General features: G+C 63.6%; 14 protein-coding genes. 10 read left to right on the plus strand and 4 right to left on the minus strand.

Annotated features, from left to right (window positions below):
- The first annotated feature begins 35 nt into the window (after positions 1-35).
- The 7 genes from ACIPK7_RS20590 (at position 36) to ACIPK7_RS20620 (ending at position 8,445) form a co-directional block, all read left to right on the plus strand.
- Positions 36-1,394, plus strand: coding sequence for a glutamine synthetase family protein (locus ACIPK7_RS20590; protein ID WP_401089872.1), 1,359 nt, complete (start codon positions 36-38; stop codon positions 1,392-1,394).
- A gap of 61 nt (positions 1,395-1,455) precedes the next feature.
- Positions 1,456-2,823, plus strand: a complete 1,368-nt coding sequence (locus ACIPK7_RS20595; RefSeq protein WP_192433254.1) for an aspartate aminotransferase family protein — start codon at positions 1,456-1,458, stop codon at positions 2,821-2,823.
- A gap of 117 nt (positions 2,824-2,940) precedes the next feature.
- Positions 2,941-4,041 (plus strand): polyamine ABC transporter substrate-binding protein, encoded by a 1,101-nt coding sequence (locus ACIPK7_RS20600; protein ID WP_192433252.1) that lies wholly within the window; start codon positions 2,941-2,943, stop codon positions 4,039-4,041.
- Positions 4,042-4,293: 252 nt separating this feature from the next.
- Positions 4,294-5,364: a polyamine ABC transporter substrate-binding protein gene (locus ACIPK7_RS20605; protein WP_225614920.1), complete on the plus strand. Its 1,071-nt coding sequence runs from the start codon at positions 4,294-4,296 to the stop codon at positions 5,362-5,364.
- Positions 5,365-5,513: 149 nt separating this feature from the next.
- Positions 5,514-6,668 carry an ABC transporter ATP-binding protein gene (locus ACIPK7_RS20610; protein WP_081515241.1) on the plus strand — a complete coding sequence of 385 codons (1,155 nt, stop codon included), beginning with the start codon at positions 5,514-5,516 and terminating at the stop codon, positions 6,666-6,668.
- A 26-nt stretch (positions 6,669-6,694) separates the two neighbouring features.
- Positions 6,695-7,576, plus strand: coding sequence for an ABC transporter permease subunit (locus tag ACIPK7_RS20615; protein WP_192433458.1), 882 nt, complete (start codon positions 6,695-6,697; stop codon positions 7,574-7,576).
- On the plus strand, positions 7,573-8,445 hold the full coding sequence (locus ACIPK7_RS20620) for an ABC transporter permease subunit (protein ID WP_081515243.1): 873 nt from the start codon (positions 7,573-7,575) through the stop codon (positions 8,443-8,445). The genes ACIPK7_RS20615 and ACIPK7_RS20620 overlap by 4 nt, the downstream gene beginning before the upstream one ends.
- Before the next feature lie 421 nt (positions 8,446-8,866).
- Here ACIPK7_RS20620 and ACIPK7_RS20625 read toward each other — a convergent pair whose 3' ends face one another.
- Positions 8,867-11,254, minus strand: coding sequence for a penicillin acylase family protein (locus ACIPK7_RS20625; RefSeq protein WP_401089875.1), 2,388 nt, complete (start codon positions 11,252-11,254; stop codon positions 8,867-8,869).
- 107 nt (positions 11,255-11,361) lie between these two features.
- Between ACIPK7_RS20625 and ACIPK7_RS20630 the strand changes: the two genes are divergently transcribed.
- Entirely contained in the window at positions 11,362-12,411 is a 1,050-nt protein-coding gene (locus ACIPK7_RS20630) for an AraC family transcriptional regulator (protein ID WP_192433246.1), read from the plus strand.
- A 3-nt stretch (positions 12,412-12,414) separates the two neighbouring features.
- Here ACIPK7_RS20630 and ACIPK7_RS20635 read toward each other — a convergent pair whose 3' ends face one another.
- Together ACIPK7_RS20635 and ACIPK7_RS20640 are read right to left on the minus strand one after the other, a co-directional pair.
- Positions 12,415-12,927 (minus strand): transcriptional regulator, encoded by a 513-nt coding sequence (locus tag ACIPK7_RS20635; RefSeq protein ID WP_192433244.1) that lies wholly within the window; start codon positions 12,925-12,927, stop codon positions 12,415-12,417.
- 88 nt (positions 12,928-13,015) lie between these two features.
- Positions 13,016-13,591 carry a DUF6436 domain-containing protein gene (locus ACIPK7_RS20640; protein ID WP_138213745.1) on the minus strand — a complete coding sequence of 192 codons (576 nt, stop codon included), beginning with the start codon at positions 13,589-13,591 and terminating at the stop codon, positions 13,016-13,018.
- A gap of 123 nt (positions 13,592-13,714) precedes the next feature.
- Here ACIPK7_RS20640 and ACIPK7_RS20645 point away from each other — a divergent pair, with 123 nt between their 5' ends.
- Positions 13,715-14,653 carry an alpha/beta hydrolase gene (locus ACIPK7_RS20645; RefSeq protein ID WP_192433242.1) on the plus strand — a complete coding sequence of 313 codons (939 nt, stop codon included), beginning with the start codon at positions 13,715-13,717 and terminating at the stop codon, positions 14,651-14,653.
- 151 nt (positions 14,654-14,804) lie between these two features.
- Here the strand turns inward: ACIPK7_RS20645 and ACIPK7_RS20650 are convergent, their stop codons facing one another.
- A complete protein-coding gene (locus tag ACIPK7_RS20650; protein ID WP_401089878.1) occupies positions 14,805-15,545 on the minus strand; it encodes a hypothetical protein in 741 nt (246 codons plus the stop codon).
- Positions 15,546-15,645: 100 nt separating this feature from the next.
- On the opposite strand from ACIPK7_RS20650, the gene ACIPK7_RS20655 reads away from it, so the two are divergent.
- Entirely contained in the window at positions 15,646-16,269 is a 624-nt protein-coding gene (locus ACIPK7_RS20655; protein WP_401089880.1) for a 2OG-Fe(II) oxygenase, read from the plus strand.
- Position 16,270 lies beyond the last annotated feature (1 nt).

Below are 16,270 nucleotides of genomic sequence, written 5' to 3' on the forward strand. Positions count from 1 at the left end.
GCGTTGGGGCCGGGCTCTCAAACCCTGAGGTCTTTATGACTAGCAAGCTAGACCAGCTCAGTGGCTGGTTGAAGGAACGCAAGATCACTGAAGTGGAATGCATGATCGCTGACCTGACCGGGATTGCCCGGGGCAAGATCGCGCCGACCGCGAAATTCCTCAACGAGAAGGGCATGCGCCTGCCGGAAAGCGTTCTCCTGCAGACCGTGACCGGTGATTACGTCGAAGACGACATCTATTACGACCTGCTGGACCCGGCCGACATCGATATGGTCTGCCGCCCGGACGAGAATGCCGTGTTCCTCGTCCCCTGGGCCATCGAGCCGACCGCGATGGTCATCCACGATACCTACGACAAGCTGGGCAACCCCATCGAGCTGTCGCCGCGCAACGTACTCAAGCGCGTCCTCCAGCTATACGCCGACAAGGGTTGGAGGCCGATCGTGGCGCCGGAGATGGAGTTCTACCTGACCAAGCGCAGCGACGACCCCGACTATCCGCTGCAGGCGCCGATCGGCCGTTCCGGCCGCCAGGAAACCGGTCGCCAGTCCTTCTCCATCGACGCGGCGAACGAATTCGACCCGCTGTTCGAGGACATGTACGACTGGTGCGAACTGCAGGGCCTGGATCTGGACACCCTGATCCATGAAGAAGGCACCGCGCAGATGGAGATCAACTTCCGTCATGGCGACGCCTTGGACCTGGCCGATCAGATCGTGGTGTTCAAGCGCACCATGCGCGAGGCCGCGCTCAAGCACAACGTCGCCGCGACCTTCATGGCCAAGCCGATGACCGGCGAGCCGGGCAGTGCCATGCACCTGCACCAGAGCATCGTCGACATCAAGACCGGCAAGAACATCTTCTCCAATGCCGACGGCAGCATGAGCGAGCTGTTCCTGCACCACATCGGCGGCCTGCAGAAGCTGATCCCCGAGGCGCTGCCGCTGTTCGCCCCGAACGTCAACTCGTTCCGCCGCTTCCTGCCCGATACCTCGGCGCCGGTGAACGTGGAGTGGGGCGAGGAGAACCGCACCGTGGGCCTGCGCGTACCGGATTCCACCCCGGACAACCGCCGTGTGGAGAACCGCCTGGCCGGCGCCGACGCGAACCCTTATCTGGCCCTGGCCGCCAGCCTGCTGTGTGGCTACATCGGCATGGTCGAAGGCCTCAAACCCAGTGCCCAGGTCAAGGGTCGTGGCTATGAACGGCGTAACCTGCGCCTGCCGCTGACCATCGAAGCCGCCCTGGAGTGCATGGAAGGCAGCAAGACCCTGGAGAAATACCTGGGTGACAAGTTCATTCGGGGCTACGTCGCGGTGAAGCGCGCCGAGCACGAGAACTTCAAGCGAGTAATCAGTTCCTGGGAGCGCGAGTTCCTCCTGCTTTCTGTCTGATCGGCGTGGGGTCCGGCGCGTGGCCGGGCCCCGTGTTTCTTAGAGAAGAGGTTTTATCAAGATGACTAACCAGACCAGCGCCAACACCCAACACTGGCAGGCGCTCAGCCGCGATCACCACCTGGCTCCGTTCACCGACTACAAGCAACTGAACGAGAAGGGTGCGCGCATCATCACCAAGGCCGAAGGCGTGTACCTGTGGGACAGCGAGGGCAACAAGATCCTCGACGGCATGGCTGGCCTGTGGTGCGTGAACGTCGGCTACGGTCGCAAGGAACTTGCTGAAGTCGCCTACAAGCAGATGCAGGAACTGCCTTACTACAACCTGTTCTTCCAGACCGCGCATCCGCCGGTGCTGGAGCTGTCCAAGGCCATCGCCGACATCGCCCCCGAAGGCATGAACCACGTGTTCTTCACCGGATCGGGCTCGGAGTCCAACGACACCGTGCTGCGCATGGTCCGCCATTACTGGAGCATCAAGGGTCAGCCGCAGAAGAAAGTGGTCATCGGTCGCTGGAACGGCTACCACGGTTCGACCGTCGCCGGCGTCAGCCTGGGCGGCATGAAGGCGCTGCACGAGCAGGGTGACCTGCCGATCCCCGGCATCGAGCACATCGCCCAGCCTTACTGGTTCGGCGAAGGCGGCGACATGGACCCGGAAGAGTTCGGCGTCTGGGCTGCCGAACAGCTGGAGAAGAAGATTCTCGAAGTCGGCGAAGACAAGGTCGCCGCCTTCATCGCGGAGCCCCTGCAGGGCGCGGGCGGCGTGATTATTCCGCCGAAAACCTACTGGCCGAAGATCCGCGAGATCCTCGCCAAGTACGACATCCTGTTCATCGCCGACGAAGTCATCTGCGGCTTTGGCCGTACCGGCGAATGGTTCGGCAGCCAATACTTCGGCAACGCCCCGGACCTGATGCCGATCGCCAAGGGCCTGACCTCCGGCTACATCCCCATGGGCGGTGTGATCGTTCGCGACGAGATCGTCCATACCCTGAATGAGGGTGGGGAGTTCTACCACGGCTTCACTTACTCTGGTCACCCGGTAGCCGCAGCGGTGGCACTGGAAAACATCCGCATCCTGCGGGAAGAGAAGATTGTCGAGCGTGTGAAGAACGAAACGGCACCGTATTTGCAGCAGCGCTGGCAAGAGCTGGCCGACCATCCCCTGGTAGGCGAAGCCCGCGGGGTAGGCCTGGTGGCAGCACTGGAGCTGGTGAAGAACAAGAAGACCCGCGAGCGCTTCGAAGGCAAGGGTGTCGGGATGCTGTGCCGCGAGCACTGCTTCCGCAACGGTCTGATCATGCGCGCGGTGGGAGACACTATGATTATTTCGCCGCCGCTGGTGATCGAGAAATCGCAGATCGATGACCTGATCACCCTGGCGCGCAAGTGCCTCGATCAAACCGCCGCAGCCGTTCTGTCTTGAGTCTTTCACCAGACCTTTGACAGACTGCGCCTGTGCGTTGGCCAGGCTCACCGGGTGGTGACGGAAGGAGATGTCCACGCCACCCGGAACATCAAAAAAACAAACGGAGCTACCCGCATGTTCAAGACCTTCGGCAAATCCCTGCTCGCCGTGACGCTGGCAGGTGCTGTGGCTGGTATGGCGCAGGCTGACGACAAAGTACTGCACGTCTACAACTGGTCGGACTACATCGCGCCGGGCACGGTCGATCAGTTCACCAAGGAAACCGGAATCAAGGTCGTCTACGACGTCTACGACAGTAACGAAGTGCTGGAGGCCAAGCTGCTGGCCGGCAAGTCGGGCTACGACATCGTGGTGCCGTCCAACTCCTTCCTGGCCAAGCAGATCAAGGCTGGCGTCTACCAGCCGCTGGACAAGTCCAAGCTGCCGAACTGGAAGAATCTCAACCCCGACCTGATGAAGACCCTGGAGATCAGTGACCCGGGCAACCAGTACGCGATCCCGTACCTGTGGGGCACCATCGGCATCGGCTACAACCCGGACAAGGTCAAGGCCGCGCTGGGCGACAACGCTCCGGTGGATTCCTGGGACCTGGTGTTCAAGCCGGAAAACATCCAGAAGCTGAAGTCCTGCGGCGTGAGCTTCCTCGACTCGCCGACCGAAATGCTGCCGGCCGCCCTGCACTACCTGGGCTACAAGCCCGATAGCCAGGATCCGAAAGAGCTGAAGGAAGCCGAGGCGCTGTTCCTGAAGATTCGTCCCTACATCTCCTACTTCCACTCCTCCAAGTACATTTCCGATATCGCCAACGGCAACATCTGCGTGGCCATCGGTTACTCGGGTGACGTGTACCAGGCCAAGTCTCGCGCTGAAGAAGCCAAGAACAAGGTCACCGTGAAGTACAACATTCCGAAGGAAGGCGCCGGCGCGTTCTTCGATACCGTCGCCATACCGAAGGATGCGGAGAACTCCGAAGCCGCCCTGAAGTGGATCAACTTCCTGCTCGAGCCGAAAGTCATTGCCGAGATCAGCGATACCGTTTCCTACCCGAACGGCAACTCCGCCGCCACTCCGCTGGTGAGCGAGGCCATTCGCAAGGATCCGGGCATCTACCCGACCGACGAGGTGATGAAGAAGCTGTACGCCTTCCCGGACCTGCCGGCGAAGACCCAGCGTCTGATGACCCGCAGCTGGACCACCATCAAGTCCGGCAAGTAATCGGGTAGTCGCTGCCGCCTGGCGCGGCAGTGGATGGTCCGGGCAAGCGGCGGGGGAGTGCGCTCCTCCGCCCGCTACCGGCAGCAACAAACAGCTTCCATCGGTGGAATGGCTGCGCAAGCCCCGGCGCTCTCGTGCTGTAACGGGTTCGGCGCTATCCACGGACCGGCCGTCGAAACCCCGGCAGCAACCGACCGAAGTAGTCAAAAACAACGAGAGGACTCACGTGTGCGCATTCCCTTCCGCAGAACCCTGATCGCTGCAGTCTCCGTCTTCGGCCTGACTTCGCTGGCACAGGCGCAGCAGACCGTCCACATCTACAACTGGTCGGACTACATCGGTGAAACCACCCTCGCCGATTTCGAGAAGGAAACCGGTATCAAACCGGTGTACGACGTCTTCGACTCCAACGAAACCCTGGAAGGCAAGCTGTTGGCCGGTCGCACCGGCTACGACGTGGTCGTGCCGTCCAACCACTTCCTCGGTCGCCAGATCAAGGCCGGTGCATTCCAGAAGCTGGACAAGAGCCAGCTGCCGAACTGGTCGAACCTCGACCCGCACCTGATGAAGCAGCTCGAGGCCAACGACCCGGGCAACCTGTACGGCGTGCCTTACCTGTGGGGCACCAACGGCATCGGCTACAACGTCGAGAAGGTCAAGGCCGTGCTGGGTGTCGACACCATCGATTCGTGGGCCGTCCTCTTCGAGCCCGAGAACATGAAGAAGCTCAGCCAGTGCGGCGTCGCCTTCCTTGATTCGGGCGACGAGATGATGCCGGCTGTGCTCAAGTACATGGGGCTGGATCCCAACAGTACCAACCCGGATGACTACAAGAAGGTCGAAGAGAAGCTGATGGCGGTGCGTCCGTACGTCACCTACTTCCACTCTTCCAAATACATCTCCGACCTGGCCAACGGCAATATCTGCGTCGCTGCCGGCTTCTCCGGTGACGTATTCCAGGCTGCCAACCGCGCCAAGGAAGCCGGCAAGGGCGTGAACATCGCCTACGCGATTCCCAAGGAAGGCGCCAACCTCTGGTTCGACATCCTCGCCGTGCCGAAGGATGCCTCCAACCCGAAGGCGGCCCACGCGTTCATCAACTACCTGCTCAAACCCGAAGTGATCGCCAAGGTCAGCGATTACGTCGGTTACGCCAACCCGAACCCCAAGGCTGGCGAATTCATGGATGAGTCCGTGCGCAACAATCCTGAGGTTTATCCATCCCAGGAGGTTCTCGACAAACTCTTCGTGCAGCATGAGCTGCCGCCGAAGATCCTGCGCCTTATGACCCGTTCCTGGACCAAGATCAAGTCGGGCAAGTAAGACGGTTTTCCCCAAATCCGTCCGCGCGGGCACGGAGCGTCGCAGGGCCCCTCGAAAGGCCCAGCGGCGCACGTAAACTGCGCCAGCCCTGTAATACCAAGCATGCCCGGCCGCGGGGGCCGGGCCTCTATGATTTGGGAGTTGTGGTAATGGCAATAGCCTCCGGTGCCTACAAGAAAGCCTTGAGTGGCGACCAGAAGCCTAAAGAGGTTCTGGTAAAAATCGACCGGGTCAGCAAGCAGTTCGACGAAACGCTGGCTGTGGACAGCGTGTCCCTGGACATCAAGAAAGGCGAAATCTTCGCCCTGCTGGGTGGTTCGGGTTCGGGCAAGTCGACCCTGCTTCGCATGCTGGCTGGTTTCGAGCGTCCCACTGAAGGTCGCATCTTCCTCGATGGCCAGGACATTACCGACCTGCCGCCCTATGAGCGGCCGATCAACATGATGTTCCAGTCTTACGCCCTGTTCCCTCACATGAGCGTGGCGCAGAACATCGCCTTCGGCCTGAAGCAGGACGGCCTGCCCAAGGCTGAGATCGACAAGATCGTCGACGAGATGCTCAAGCTCGTGCAAATGACCCAGTACGCCAAGCGCAAGCCGCACCAGCTCTCCGGCGGCCAGCGTCAGCGCGTGGCCCTGGCCCGCTCCCTGGCCAAGCGTCCGAAGCTGCTGCTGCTCGACGAGCCCATGGGCGCGCTGGACAAGAAACTGCGTTCGCAGATGCAGCTGGAACTGGTGGAGATCATCGAGCGCGTGGGCGTGACCTGCGTGATGGTGACCCACGACCAGGAAGAGGCCATGACCATGGCCCAGCGCATCGCCATCATGCACCTGGGTTGCATCGAGCAGATCGGCAGCCCGATGGACATCTACGAGACGCCGGCCAGCCGCCTGATCTGCGAGTTCATCGGCAACGTCAACCTGTTCGACGGCGAGATCGTCGAGGACCTGCAGGACCACGCGGTCATCGCCTGCCCGCAGCTGGAAAACCCGATCTACATCGGCCACGGCATCAGCACCCGTGCCGAGAACAAGCGCATGACCTACGCGCTGCGTCCTGAAAAGGTCATGGTCACTGCGCAGAAGCCGGAAAACCTCGAGCACGAAGGCTTCAACGTCGCCCAGGGCACCGTCCACGACATCGCCTACCTGGGCGGTCACTCGGTGTACTACATCAAGCTGGCCTCCGGCTTTATCGTCCAGGCCTTCATGGCCAACGCCGAGCGCCACGTCGCGCGCCCGACCTGGGACCAGCCGGTTTACATCAGCTGGTACGACGACAGCGGTGTGGTACTGCAATCATGAACATCAGCAAATCGCTCATGAAACGCCTGCCGAACGGCCGGCATGCCGTGATCGGTGTGCCGTTCTTCTGGCTCTTCCTGTTCTTCCTGCTGCCCTTCGCCATCGTGCTGAAGATCAGTCTGGCGGCAGCGGACGTGGCCATTCCGCCGTACACCGAAGTCTTCCAGTACGCCGACCAGACGCTCCAGGTTGTGATGAACCTGGGCAACTACCTGATGCTGACGGACGACCCGCTCTACATCGACGCCTACCTGGGCTCGCTGAAGATGGCGGCGATCAGCACCTTTCTGTGCCTGCTCATCGGATACCCGATGGCCTATGCCATCGCCCGCGCCAGCAAGGAAATGCAGACCGTCCTGCTGCTGCTGATCATGATGCCGACCTGGACGGCGATCCTGATCCGCGTGTACGCCTGGATGGGCATCCTGTCCAACAACGGCCTCCTCAACAGCTTCCTGATGTGGCTGGGCATCATCAACGAGCCGCTGACTATCCTGAACACCAACTTCGCGGTGTACATCGGCATCGTCTACTCGTACCTGCCCTTCATGGTCATGCCGCTCTACGCCAACCTGGTGAAGCACGACATGAGCCTGCTGGAAGCCGCGTCCGACCTCGGCGCGCGCAACTTCACCAGCTTCTGGAAGATCACCGTCCCGCTGTCCAAGAACGGCATCATCGCCGGCTGCATGCTGGTGTTCATCCCGGCTGTGGGCGAGTTCGTGATCCCGGAACTGCTCGGTGGCCCCGAGACGCTGATGATCGGTAAGGTGCTCTGGCAGGAATTCTTCAACAACCGTGACTGGCCGGTGGCTTCTGCCCTTGCCGTGGTGATGCTGCTGATCCTGATCGTGCCCATCATCCTCTTTAACAAGAACCAAGCTAAAGAGCTGGAGGGCAAGGTATGAACAAGCGCTGGTCGTTCTCCAACATCATGCTAGTGTTGGGCCTGCTCTTCATCTACGTGCCGATGCTCATCCTGGTCATCTACTCGTTCAACGGCTCCAAGCTGGTGACTGTATGGGGCGGCTGGTCGGTGAAGTGGTACGTCGGCCTGCTGGACAACCAGCAGTTGGTCGGTTCGGTGTTCCGCTCGCTGGAGATCGCCTGCTACACCGCGATTTCCTCCGTGGCCCTGGGTACGCTGGCCGCCTTCGTGCTGACCCGCATCCCGCGCTTCCGTGGCCGTACGCTGTTCGGCGGCATGGTCACCGCGCCGCTGGTCATGCCCGAAGTGATCACCGGTCTGTCGCTGCTGCTGCTGTTCGTTGCGATGGCCCAGCTGATCGGCTGGCCGCAGGAACGCGGCATCGTGACCATCTGGATCGCCCACACCAGCTTCTGCTCGTCCTACGTGGCGGTCGTGGTGTCGGCGCGCCTGCGCGAACTGGACCTGTCCATCGAGGAAGCGGCCATGGACCTGGGCGCCAAGCCCTGGAAAGTGTTCATGCTGATCACCATCCCGATGATTGCCCCGTCGCTGGCGGCGGGCGGCATGATGTCCTTCGCCCTGTCGCTGGATGACCTGGTACTGGCCAGCTTCGTGTCCGGTCCTGGTTCCACCACCCTGCCGATGGAAGTATTTTCCGCCGTGCGCCTGGGCGTGAAGCCGGAGATCAACGCCGTGGCCAGCCTGATCCTGCTCACCGTTTCGCTGTTCACCTTCTTCGCCTGGTACTTCACCCGTCAGGCCGAGGAACGTCGCAAGCGTGCGATCCAGGAAGCCATGGAGTCCAACGCGACCGACTGGCAGAAGGGTTCGACAGCCACCGCCTGACGCCGTCTTGTCGGCCGGTAGTATCCGGCGATTGTCGAACCACGGGCCACCTTCGGGTGGCCCGTGTTTTTTGCACACACGTTATTCCGAAGTGCTTGGAAGTACGGGGTTTATCGGAAAAATCCGTGGGTTGCAAAGCCCCCCACCCGGCCGATTGCCAACTACGCTCTAAGCGTTCGGTGGCGCTTTCCGGTCACCCCCCGAACCAGGACCGGATCGTGCCGCCGGCAAACTTCCAGTGACGCCTTATGGCACTCCGTGCGGGAGACGGCGCCCAATACAACACCCCGATCGTTATCCCTTGGGGAAATAACGCGCCAGGGAGCTTCGGCATCTCCCGCAACACTCTCTATATCGCACCAATGAAAAACCCCGCAGGAGCGGGGTTTTTCATTTCCGTTTAGCTCTAGTCGACCGGGCTTCAGCGACGCACGGGAATCAATCGCAGGATGCCCTTTGTGTTGGCCTTCACCTCGTTGTCGTCGTAGTGCTGCGGCAAGTACTGGCCCTCGATGTACGCCTCGGCCTGGTCGTCGTAGTGCTTGTCGAATGGCACGCCGCTCTGGCCTACCGGGTTGATGCCCAGGCTGTGGGCCGGGTCGGCGAAGTCGATCAGGCGACGGGTGGACGGGCCGTAAATCACCTGCCAGGGCGCCGGGCCGACGCGGGCGGACAGGTTGTTCGGCACCTCATGGCCACCAGGAGCGGCGAACGGACCGACGTTGAAGATGCGGTCCAGCGGCTTCTGCTGGCCCAGCGGGTGGCCGTGGGTGAGGGTGTGCGCCTGGCCCCACTGCCACTGCTTCGAGTCCTGGCCGAGTTTGGCACGCAGGTGCGCCAGGCTGTCCTTCCAGGCGGCCTTGACGATATCGGTGCGGGTTTCCTTCTGCGGCGTCTTGCGGTTGTCCCACCAGGGCGAGTTCTCGTCGGCGGCCAGGCGCGGCAGGGCGACGTCGAGCACGCGGGTGGACAGCAGGTTGTCGAAGAAGGCGTCGCCCATCTCGTCGCGCATGGCGCCGTCGGCGATCTGGTAGAGCAGTTGGTTGAACACGGTGGCGGTGACCGAATCCAGCGGATGGTCCCCCTGCCAGCTTGCGAGGTTCTCCACCAGCGCCTTTTCTTCGTCGGTGGCGGCGGCTCCACGCAGGATCGGCAGCAACGGCTTGAGGACACGCGGGCCGTAGCCGGTAGCGGTGTCCAGTTGCAGCGCCTGGCTATTCTGCAGATCCCACTTCACGGAAGTGTCGGACAGGCGCTTGTCCAACTGCTGGCCGCGATCGGGCAGGTTGTAGTAACCCGGAATCGGCCGGCCGTTGGCCGGCACCGGCTGGAAGTTGGCGGAGACGATGTAGCCGCGCGCCGGGTTTTCTTCCTGCGGGTTTTCGCTGAAGGGGTAGAAACCGCTCTTGTCGGCCTGACCGCTGGCGCCGTCGAGCAGGAAGTTCGGGTTGACCCCGTCCGGGCGCACAGGCAGCTGCGCTGATGCCCACCAGCCGATGTCGCCACGAGCGTTGGCCCAGACCACGTTGAGGCCCGGCGACTGGATCTTCGAGGCAGCCGCGCGGGCCTTGGGCAGGGTATCGGCGCGGTTCAGCTCATAGAAGGCGTCGAGGATCGGGTTCTGGGTTTCCAGGAAAGCCCACCACATGGAAACCGGTGTCTTGCCTGCGGCGGTGCCCAGCGCATCGTTGACCAGCGGGCCGTGGGGCGAGCTGCGCAGGGTGATCTTCACCGGCGCCTCGCCCTTCACCGCGATGCTCTGCTCCTCGCTTTTCAGGTCCGTCCACTGGCCGTGGTACCAGACCTGGTTGGGGTTGTCCGGGTTGACCTTCTCGGCGACCAGATCGACGTCGTCGTTCTGGAACATGGTCAGGCTCCAGCCGAACTGCAGGTTGTGGCCGAGCGAGGCGAAGGGGTTGAGCGCCTGGTAGTGGCCGTACAGCTCGAAGCCCGGTGCGCTGGCCTGCATCTCATACCACACTGCCGGCACGGCGAAGCGGATGTGCGGGTCGCCGGCCAGCAGCGGCTTGCCGCTCTTGGTGCGGCTGCCGGAGACGGCCCAGGCGTTGCTGCCCTCGAACTGCGGCAGGCCGGCCTTCTCCAGCGCGGCGTGGCTCAGGCGGGCGATAGCGCTCAGGTCCTGCCAGTCGGCGGCGGCGAGCGCCTTGGGAGTCATCACGCCTTCGGGATGCCAGTCGAGGTCGAAGACCTTCAGGTAGTCCGCGCCTAGCTCGTCGCGCACGTAGGTCAGCACCGGCTCGGTGCGGAAGGCGGCGGCGAAGCTGTAGGCCATATAGCCGGCAACGCTTACGGTGTCTTCGGGGGTGAAGGCGCGCTTGGGAATGCCGAGGATGTCGAATTCCACCGGGCGCGGGTGGCTGTCCTGAAACTGGTTGACGCCATCGAGGTAGGCGACCAGCGCCTTCCAGGCCGGGGAGTTCTTGTCCTGCCTGGCCACGTATTCGGCGGCGTGGTCGCGGATGCGCAGGCTGCGGAACATGCGGTCGGTGTCCACCAGCTTGGGCCCGAGCACCTCGGCCAGCTCGCCTCGGGACAGGCGGCGGAGGATTTCCATCTGGAACAGGCGATCCTGGGCGTGGACGTAGCCGATCGCGCGGTACATGTCCTCCTCGCTGCCCGCCTTGATGTGCGGCACGCCGCGCTCGTCGTAGCGAACCGTGACTTCGCTGGCCAGGCCGGCCAGGGGCAGTTGTCCGTCGCGTACCGGCTGCTTGTCGTGCAGGTACCAGCCGGTGCCCGCCGCAGCAGCGGCGACAACGACAGCGAGGACAGTCAAAGTGCGTTTCATGCGGCAACTCCTTGTTGTTATGCGGCGATTCTGCAGTGGATAGCGCACGTCGCTCATTGACCAAACGTCTCGCTACTGGAATTCTCCGGTCAATCCCAGGAGTGACCATGGCCGCCCCCGAGCTGAACTTCCCCGCCACCCCGGCGCTGACCCAGTCCGCCACCCTGCGCCGCCAGTTGTACGAGGCGCTCTCGGTGCTGGGCTTCGACCCCACCGATATCTACCGCCAGGCCCTGCAGAAGGTGCGCCTGCCGCCGCCGGCGCAGAGTGGCCGTCTGGTGCATGACGACGCTCCATTGTTCTGGACGATGCTTGACGAAATTACCGGCGACGCCGATATCGGCCTGCACCTGGGCGAGGCGATGAAGCCGCGTCTGCTGGACGTGGTCGGCTACCTGCTGATGGCCAGCAGCGACCTGCGCGAGGCGCTGCACAGTTTCCTGCGCTTCCAGCACATCCTCTCCGGGGGCTTTGCCGCGCAGATGCGCGAGGAGGGCGAGCAGGTGCGGCTGATCCTCGACCTCAACTATCTGGGCACCAGCAACCTGCGCCAGCAGATGGAGTGCCTGATGCTGCTGTTCCTCAAGCTGCTGGCGCTGATCACCGACGATGAATTCCGCGTCCAGGCCATCGAGTTCCGCCATCCGCAGCCGCGTCGGCTGAGCGAGCACCGGCGGCTGTTCGGCCTCACGCCGAGCTTTGGCAAGCCCAATGACGCCTTGCTGTTCGATCGCGCCCAGATGTCTCGGCCTTCACGTACTGGCAACCCGGTGCTGCACCGATTGCTCACCGAGCACGCGCGGGAACAGCTGGGCACGCTGGACGAGAACGACCTGCTCAATCGCCTGCGCTACCTGATCGCAATACGGTTGGGGGAGGAGGAGTGCACTCTGCAAAGTTGCGCCCGCGAACTCGGCGTGCGGCCGGGGCTGCTGCAGCGCAACCTGGCGAGCCGGGCGCAGACCTTCAGGGAGGTGCGGGAAGAGGTGCGCCGGCAGCGTGCCGCGCAGCTTCTGGAACAGGGCGAGGCTATCCGCGAGGTGGCGCGGGCCTGTGGTTTTGCAGAGCTGTCGCCGTTCTATCGCGCGTTCAAGCGCTGGTACTCGGTGCCGCCCGAGCGCTATCGCCAGCGCCTGCAGGGCGGCACCGAAGGCTGATGGTTACTCGGCCAGCGGGATTTCGCGGCTGACTTCCAGCAGCGCCATGGCATCAAGCTGGTCTTCGATCTGCAGGAAGCGCAGGGCGCGCTGTGGCGAGACTTCCTTGGCGATGCGCTTGAGGTACTTCTCTTTCAGCTCCTGGCGGTCGTCCTGCAACTCCAGCACCTGCTTCTGCAGTTTGGCCGACTCGTCGTTGCTCACCGAGCCAGTGTTATAGCTGTTGGCGTAGTCGATGATGATCGCCAGGGTCTGCTTGCTCAGTTTGTCCGCCTCGGTGCGGTAGCTGTTGTAGATCGGCCAGAACTTCTCGGTTTCCTGCGGGGTGAGCTTCATGTTGGCTTCGACGATGCGCTTGCGCTTGTAGTCGATGTCGGCGATGCGGTTGTTGATGGCCTGCTTGTGTTGCTCCATCACCTGTTTGCTGCTGGGTGCATCTTCGGCGTGGGCGGCCAGGGGCAGCACTAGCCCGGTGGAGAGAACGGCGCAGAAGGCGAGGGCGGAAGGAAGACGCATGCGAAAAGCTCCTTGGTGGCGATCGGCCCCTCATGGGCCGGCGAACCAAGTGTAGTCACGGATTGGCCATTGGCTTCGTTGATGCGGCTCAGTGCTTTGCGCCATCCCAGGGGCAATAGCAGCCCACGGCCAGGGTGTGCGTCGCGTTCACCTGGCGGCCGCCCACCAGGGCGTCGAGGATCGGCTCGATGAAGCTGTTGCCGGAGGTGCACACCGCACCTTCGCTGTAGGGGCCGAAGTAAGCCAGCTTGCCCTGGGCGTCCCAGATCGCCACGGCGGGGCTGGCGGGCAACTGCTCGGCACCGGGCAGCGAGTCCAGCGCGCGCATGGCGTTCAGCGTGTCCGGCAGGTGGCCGCGGCTCCCGGGCTTCTGCACGGCGAAGAACTCCACGCCCTGCGGGCCAAAGCGCTGGATCAGCTCGGCGAGGTGCTGCTGGTTGCCGACGTTGCACGGGCAGGCCGGGTCCCAGAAGTGCACCAGGCGGATCTTGCCGGGGCCGGCCAGCTGCGCGGGCAGCATCAGGTGGTCGCCGGAAAACAGTTGCGGCTGGTGGCTGAACGGGCGGATGAAGCGATTCTCGTACCACCAGTAGGTGGCAAGCAGCGCTCCCAGGCAGAGCGCGGCGATCAGCCAGGTGAGCAACGATTTTCGGCGTGAGGACATGGCGGCGACCAGTGACAGAGTCGGTAAGATAGCCGACAAGCTTGCCACGGGGGCGAGCGCGGCAGAATATCCCGCTGCTGCACGCGCTCCCTTCGTCACCCGCCTGCCAGAAGCGAAACGCCCATGCCTGAAGCCTTCCAGCCCGATCTGCTGCGCCCCCTGCTGCGACCTCTGACCGCAGAGGCGAACGAGGTTGGCATCGCGTTGTACCAGCATTTCTACGGCCTGGACCTGCACGCCCGTCATCCCGGCCTGCAGAGTCGGCTGGGCACCTTCGAGGCCGGCGGCTACCAGATCGCCGCGCAGTACTGGCGACCGGTGCTGGCGCGAGGAACCGTCGTGCTGCTGCACGGCTACTACGACCACATGGGCCTGTACCGCCACGTGATCGACTGGGCGCTGGGCATGGGCTTCGCGGTGCTGGCCTGCGACCTGCCGGGGCACGGCCTGTCGGGCGGGGCCGCCGCCAGCATCGGCGACTTTGCCGAATACCAGGTGGTGCTGGGCGCGTTGCTGGGCCAGGCCCAGGAGCTGGACCTGCCGCAACCCTGGCATCTCTGTGGGCAGAGCACCGGCGGGGCGATCCTGCTGGACTACCTGCTCACCGGCGCACCGCGCCCAGAGCTGGGCCGCACCATCCTGCTGGCGCCGCTGGTGCGTCCACGGGCCTGGGGCTGGTCGAAGTTCAGCTACCAGATGCTGCGGCCCTTCGTGGACTCGATCCCGCGACGTTTCAGCGAGAACTCCAACGACGCCGAATTCCTTTCTTTCCTGCGCGATCGCGATCCGCTGCAGCCGAAGATTCTGCCCACGGCCTGGGTTGGTGCGCTGGCGCGCTGGATTCCGCGCATCGAGGCGGCCGGCCACGGGGTGCAGAGCCTGCTGGTGGTGCAGGGCGATGCCGACGAGACGGTGGACTGGCGCTACAACCTGAAGGTGCTGGAGGACAAGTTCGAGAAGATCGAATGCCTGCTGCTCACCGGCGCGCGGCACCACCTGGCGAACGAGAGCGAGACGCTGCGCCGGCGTTATTTTGATTTTCTCAGTGAGCGGATGGCGTAGCGGGGACTGCGGGGAAGAGAGCCGCTGTAGTCGAGGGTGTGTCCTTCACTCCTTGCGCCATGATCCTCAGGCGCCACCCTCTGTACAGCGGGTGCCATTCTAGGGGAGGTGTTCCTCGGAGTGGTCCGCAAGGTCCGTAGGTGATTTCCGATCACTGTCCGTTGGACGACACCGCTAATCCAGCCTTAAGGGCAGCCAGGGCGGCGCGGTAGTAATCGCGGCCTGCCGGCGACTCGCTGAAGTCGGCGAACTGGCCCAGCTCGGCGTCGCTAAGGCCGCGATAGACGTACAGCAGTGTGTTGTCGAGATCGGCGCCGATCTGGCTCATCAGCTTCTGCCGCTGGCCTTCGAGCATGCCCTGGGCGCTGCCGCCACCGAGCAGGCCGGGAAGCATCTGGCTGAGGCTGTCGGCGGCCACGCTGGCCAGCGCCAGGCTGACTTCGGCGCCAGCTTCGCGGGCCGGCAGGATCTGGCTCAGGCGATGGATGATCTGCTTGCGCGCATCGCTGGCCTGCTGGCGTGGCAGGCCATTGGCGTATTTCTGCAATTGGTCGCTGCGCGTGGCCAGGGTCTCGGCACCGGCCACCTTGCGGCCCAGTGGCGACTCGAAGAAGTTCACCGCCGCCGTGCTGTCGGGCAGGTTCTGGCGTAGGCCGTTGAGAGCGCGCTGATCGATGTCGGCGGGGGCGAAACGCTGGTTGCTGTTGTCCACCAGCGTCTGGTACAGCGCTGGCGGCAGGTTGCCCTGGTAGCGCTTCTGCGCGGCATGCAGGGCGTCATTGAAGTGCGCTCGCTGTTCCGGCCAGCCGGCGGCCTGGTACAGGCGCTGGTAGTTGTCGGCCAGGGCAGGCGTGCCCAGTACAAGAAGGGTGAGGGCCAGCAGTACGCGCATTGCAACTCCTTTTGGGCGGCAGGGTTCGCTCGCCGGGGGCTATTGTCGGCAAGGCTTGCCCCGCTTGTCGAGACACTAGCGCCGGACGTTACAATGCGCGATGTGCTTCGACGCCGACTCTCCCCTCCTGCAAAGCATCGTTGACGACCTCGCCGAGAAGGGCTGGTCGCAGCAGGACGCCTTCCTTCCCGATGCCCTGGTTGCCCAGCTGGCGACGGAATGCCGTGCCCGCGACGCGGCCGGCAAGCTGGCCTCCGCCGCCATCGGCCGGGGCGACGGGCAGGCCGTGCGCGAGGGCATTCGCGGCGATCGTATCCAGTGGCTGGAGCCCGGCCAGTCCGAGGCCTGCGACCTTTACCTGGGTGCACTGGACGCGCTGCGCCAGCAGATCAATCGCTCGCTGTACCTGGGCCTGGAAGACTTCGAGGGGCACTTCGCGCTCTATCCGCCTGGGGCGTTCTACCAGAAGCACCTGGACCGCTTCCGCGACGACGACCGCCGCACCCTCTCCGCCGTGTTCTACCTCAACCGCGACTGGCCGGTGACGCAGGGCGGCGAGCTGCGGATGTACCTCCCCGACGAACGGATACTGGATCTGCCGCCGCTGGCCGGCCGGCTGGTGGTGTTCCTCTCCGGCGACTTTCCCCACGAGGTGCTGCCGGCCACCCATGAGCGCCTGTCGCTCACCGGCTGGTTCCGTCGCCGTGGCGATGCCGCGCGCTGAA

It is taken from the genome of Pseudomonas sp. NPDC086581 (genome assembly GCF_044746165.1).
GTDB lineage: Bacteria > Pseudomonadota > Gammaproteobacteria > Pseudomonadales > Pseudomonadaceae > Pseudomonas.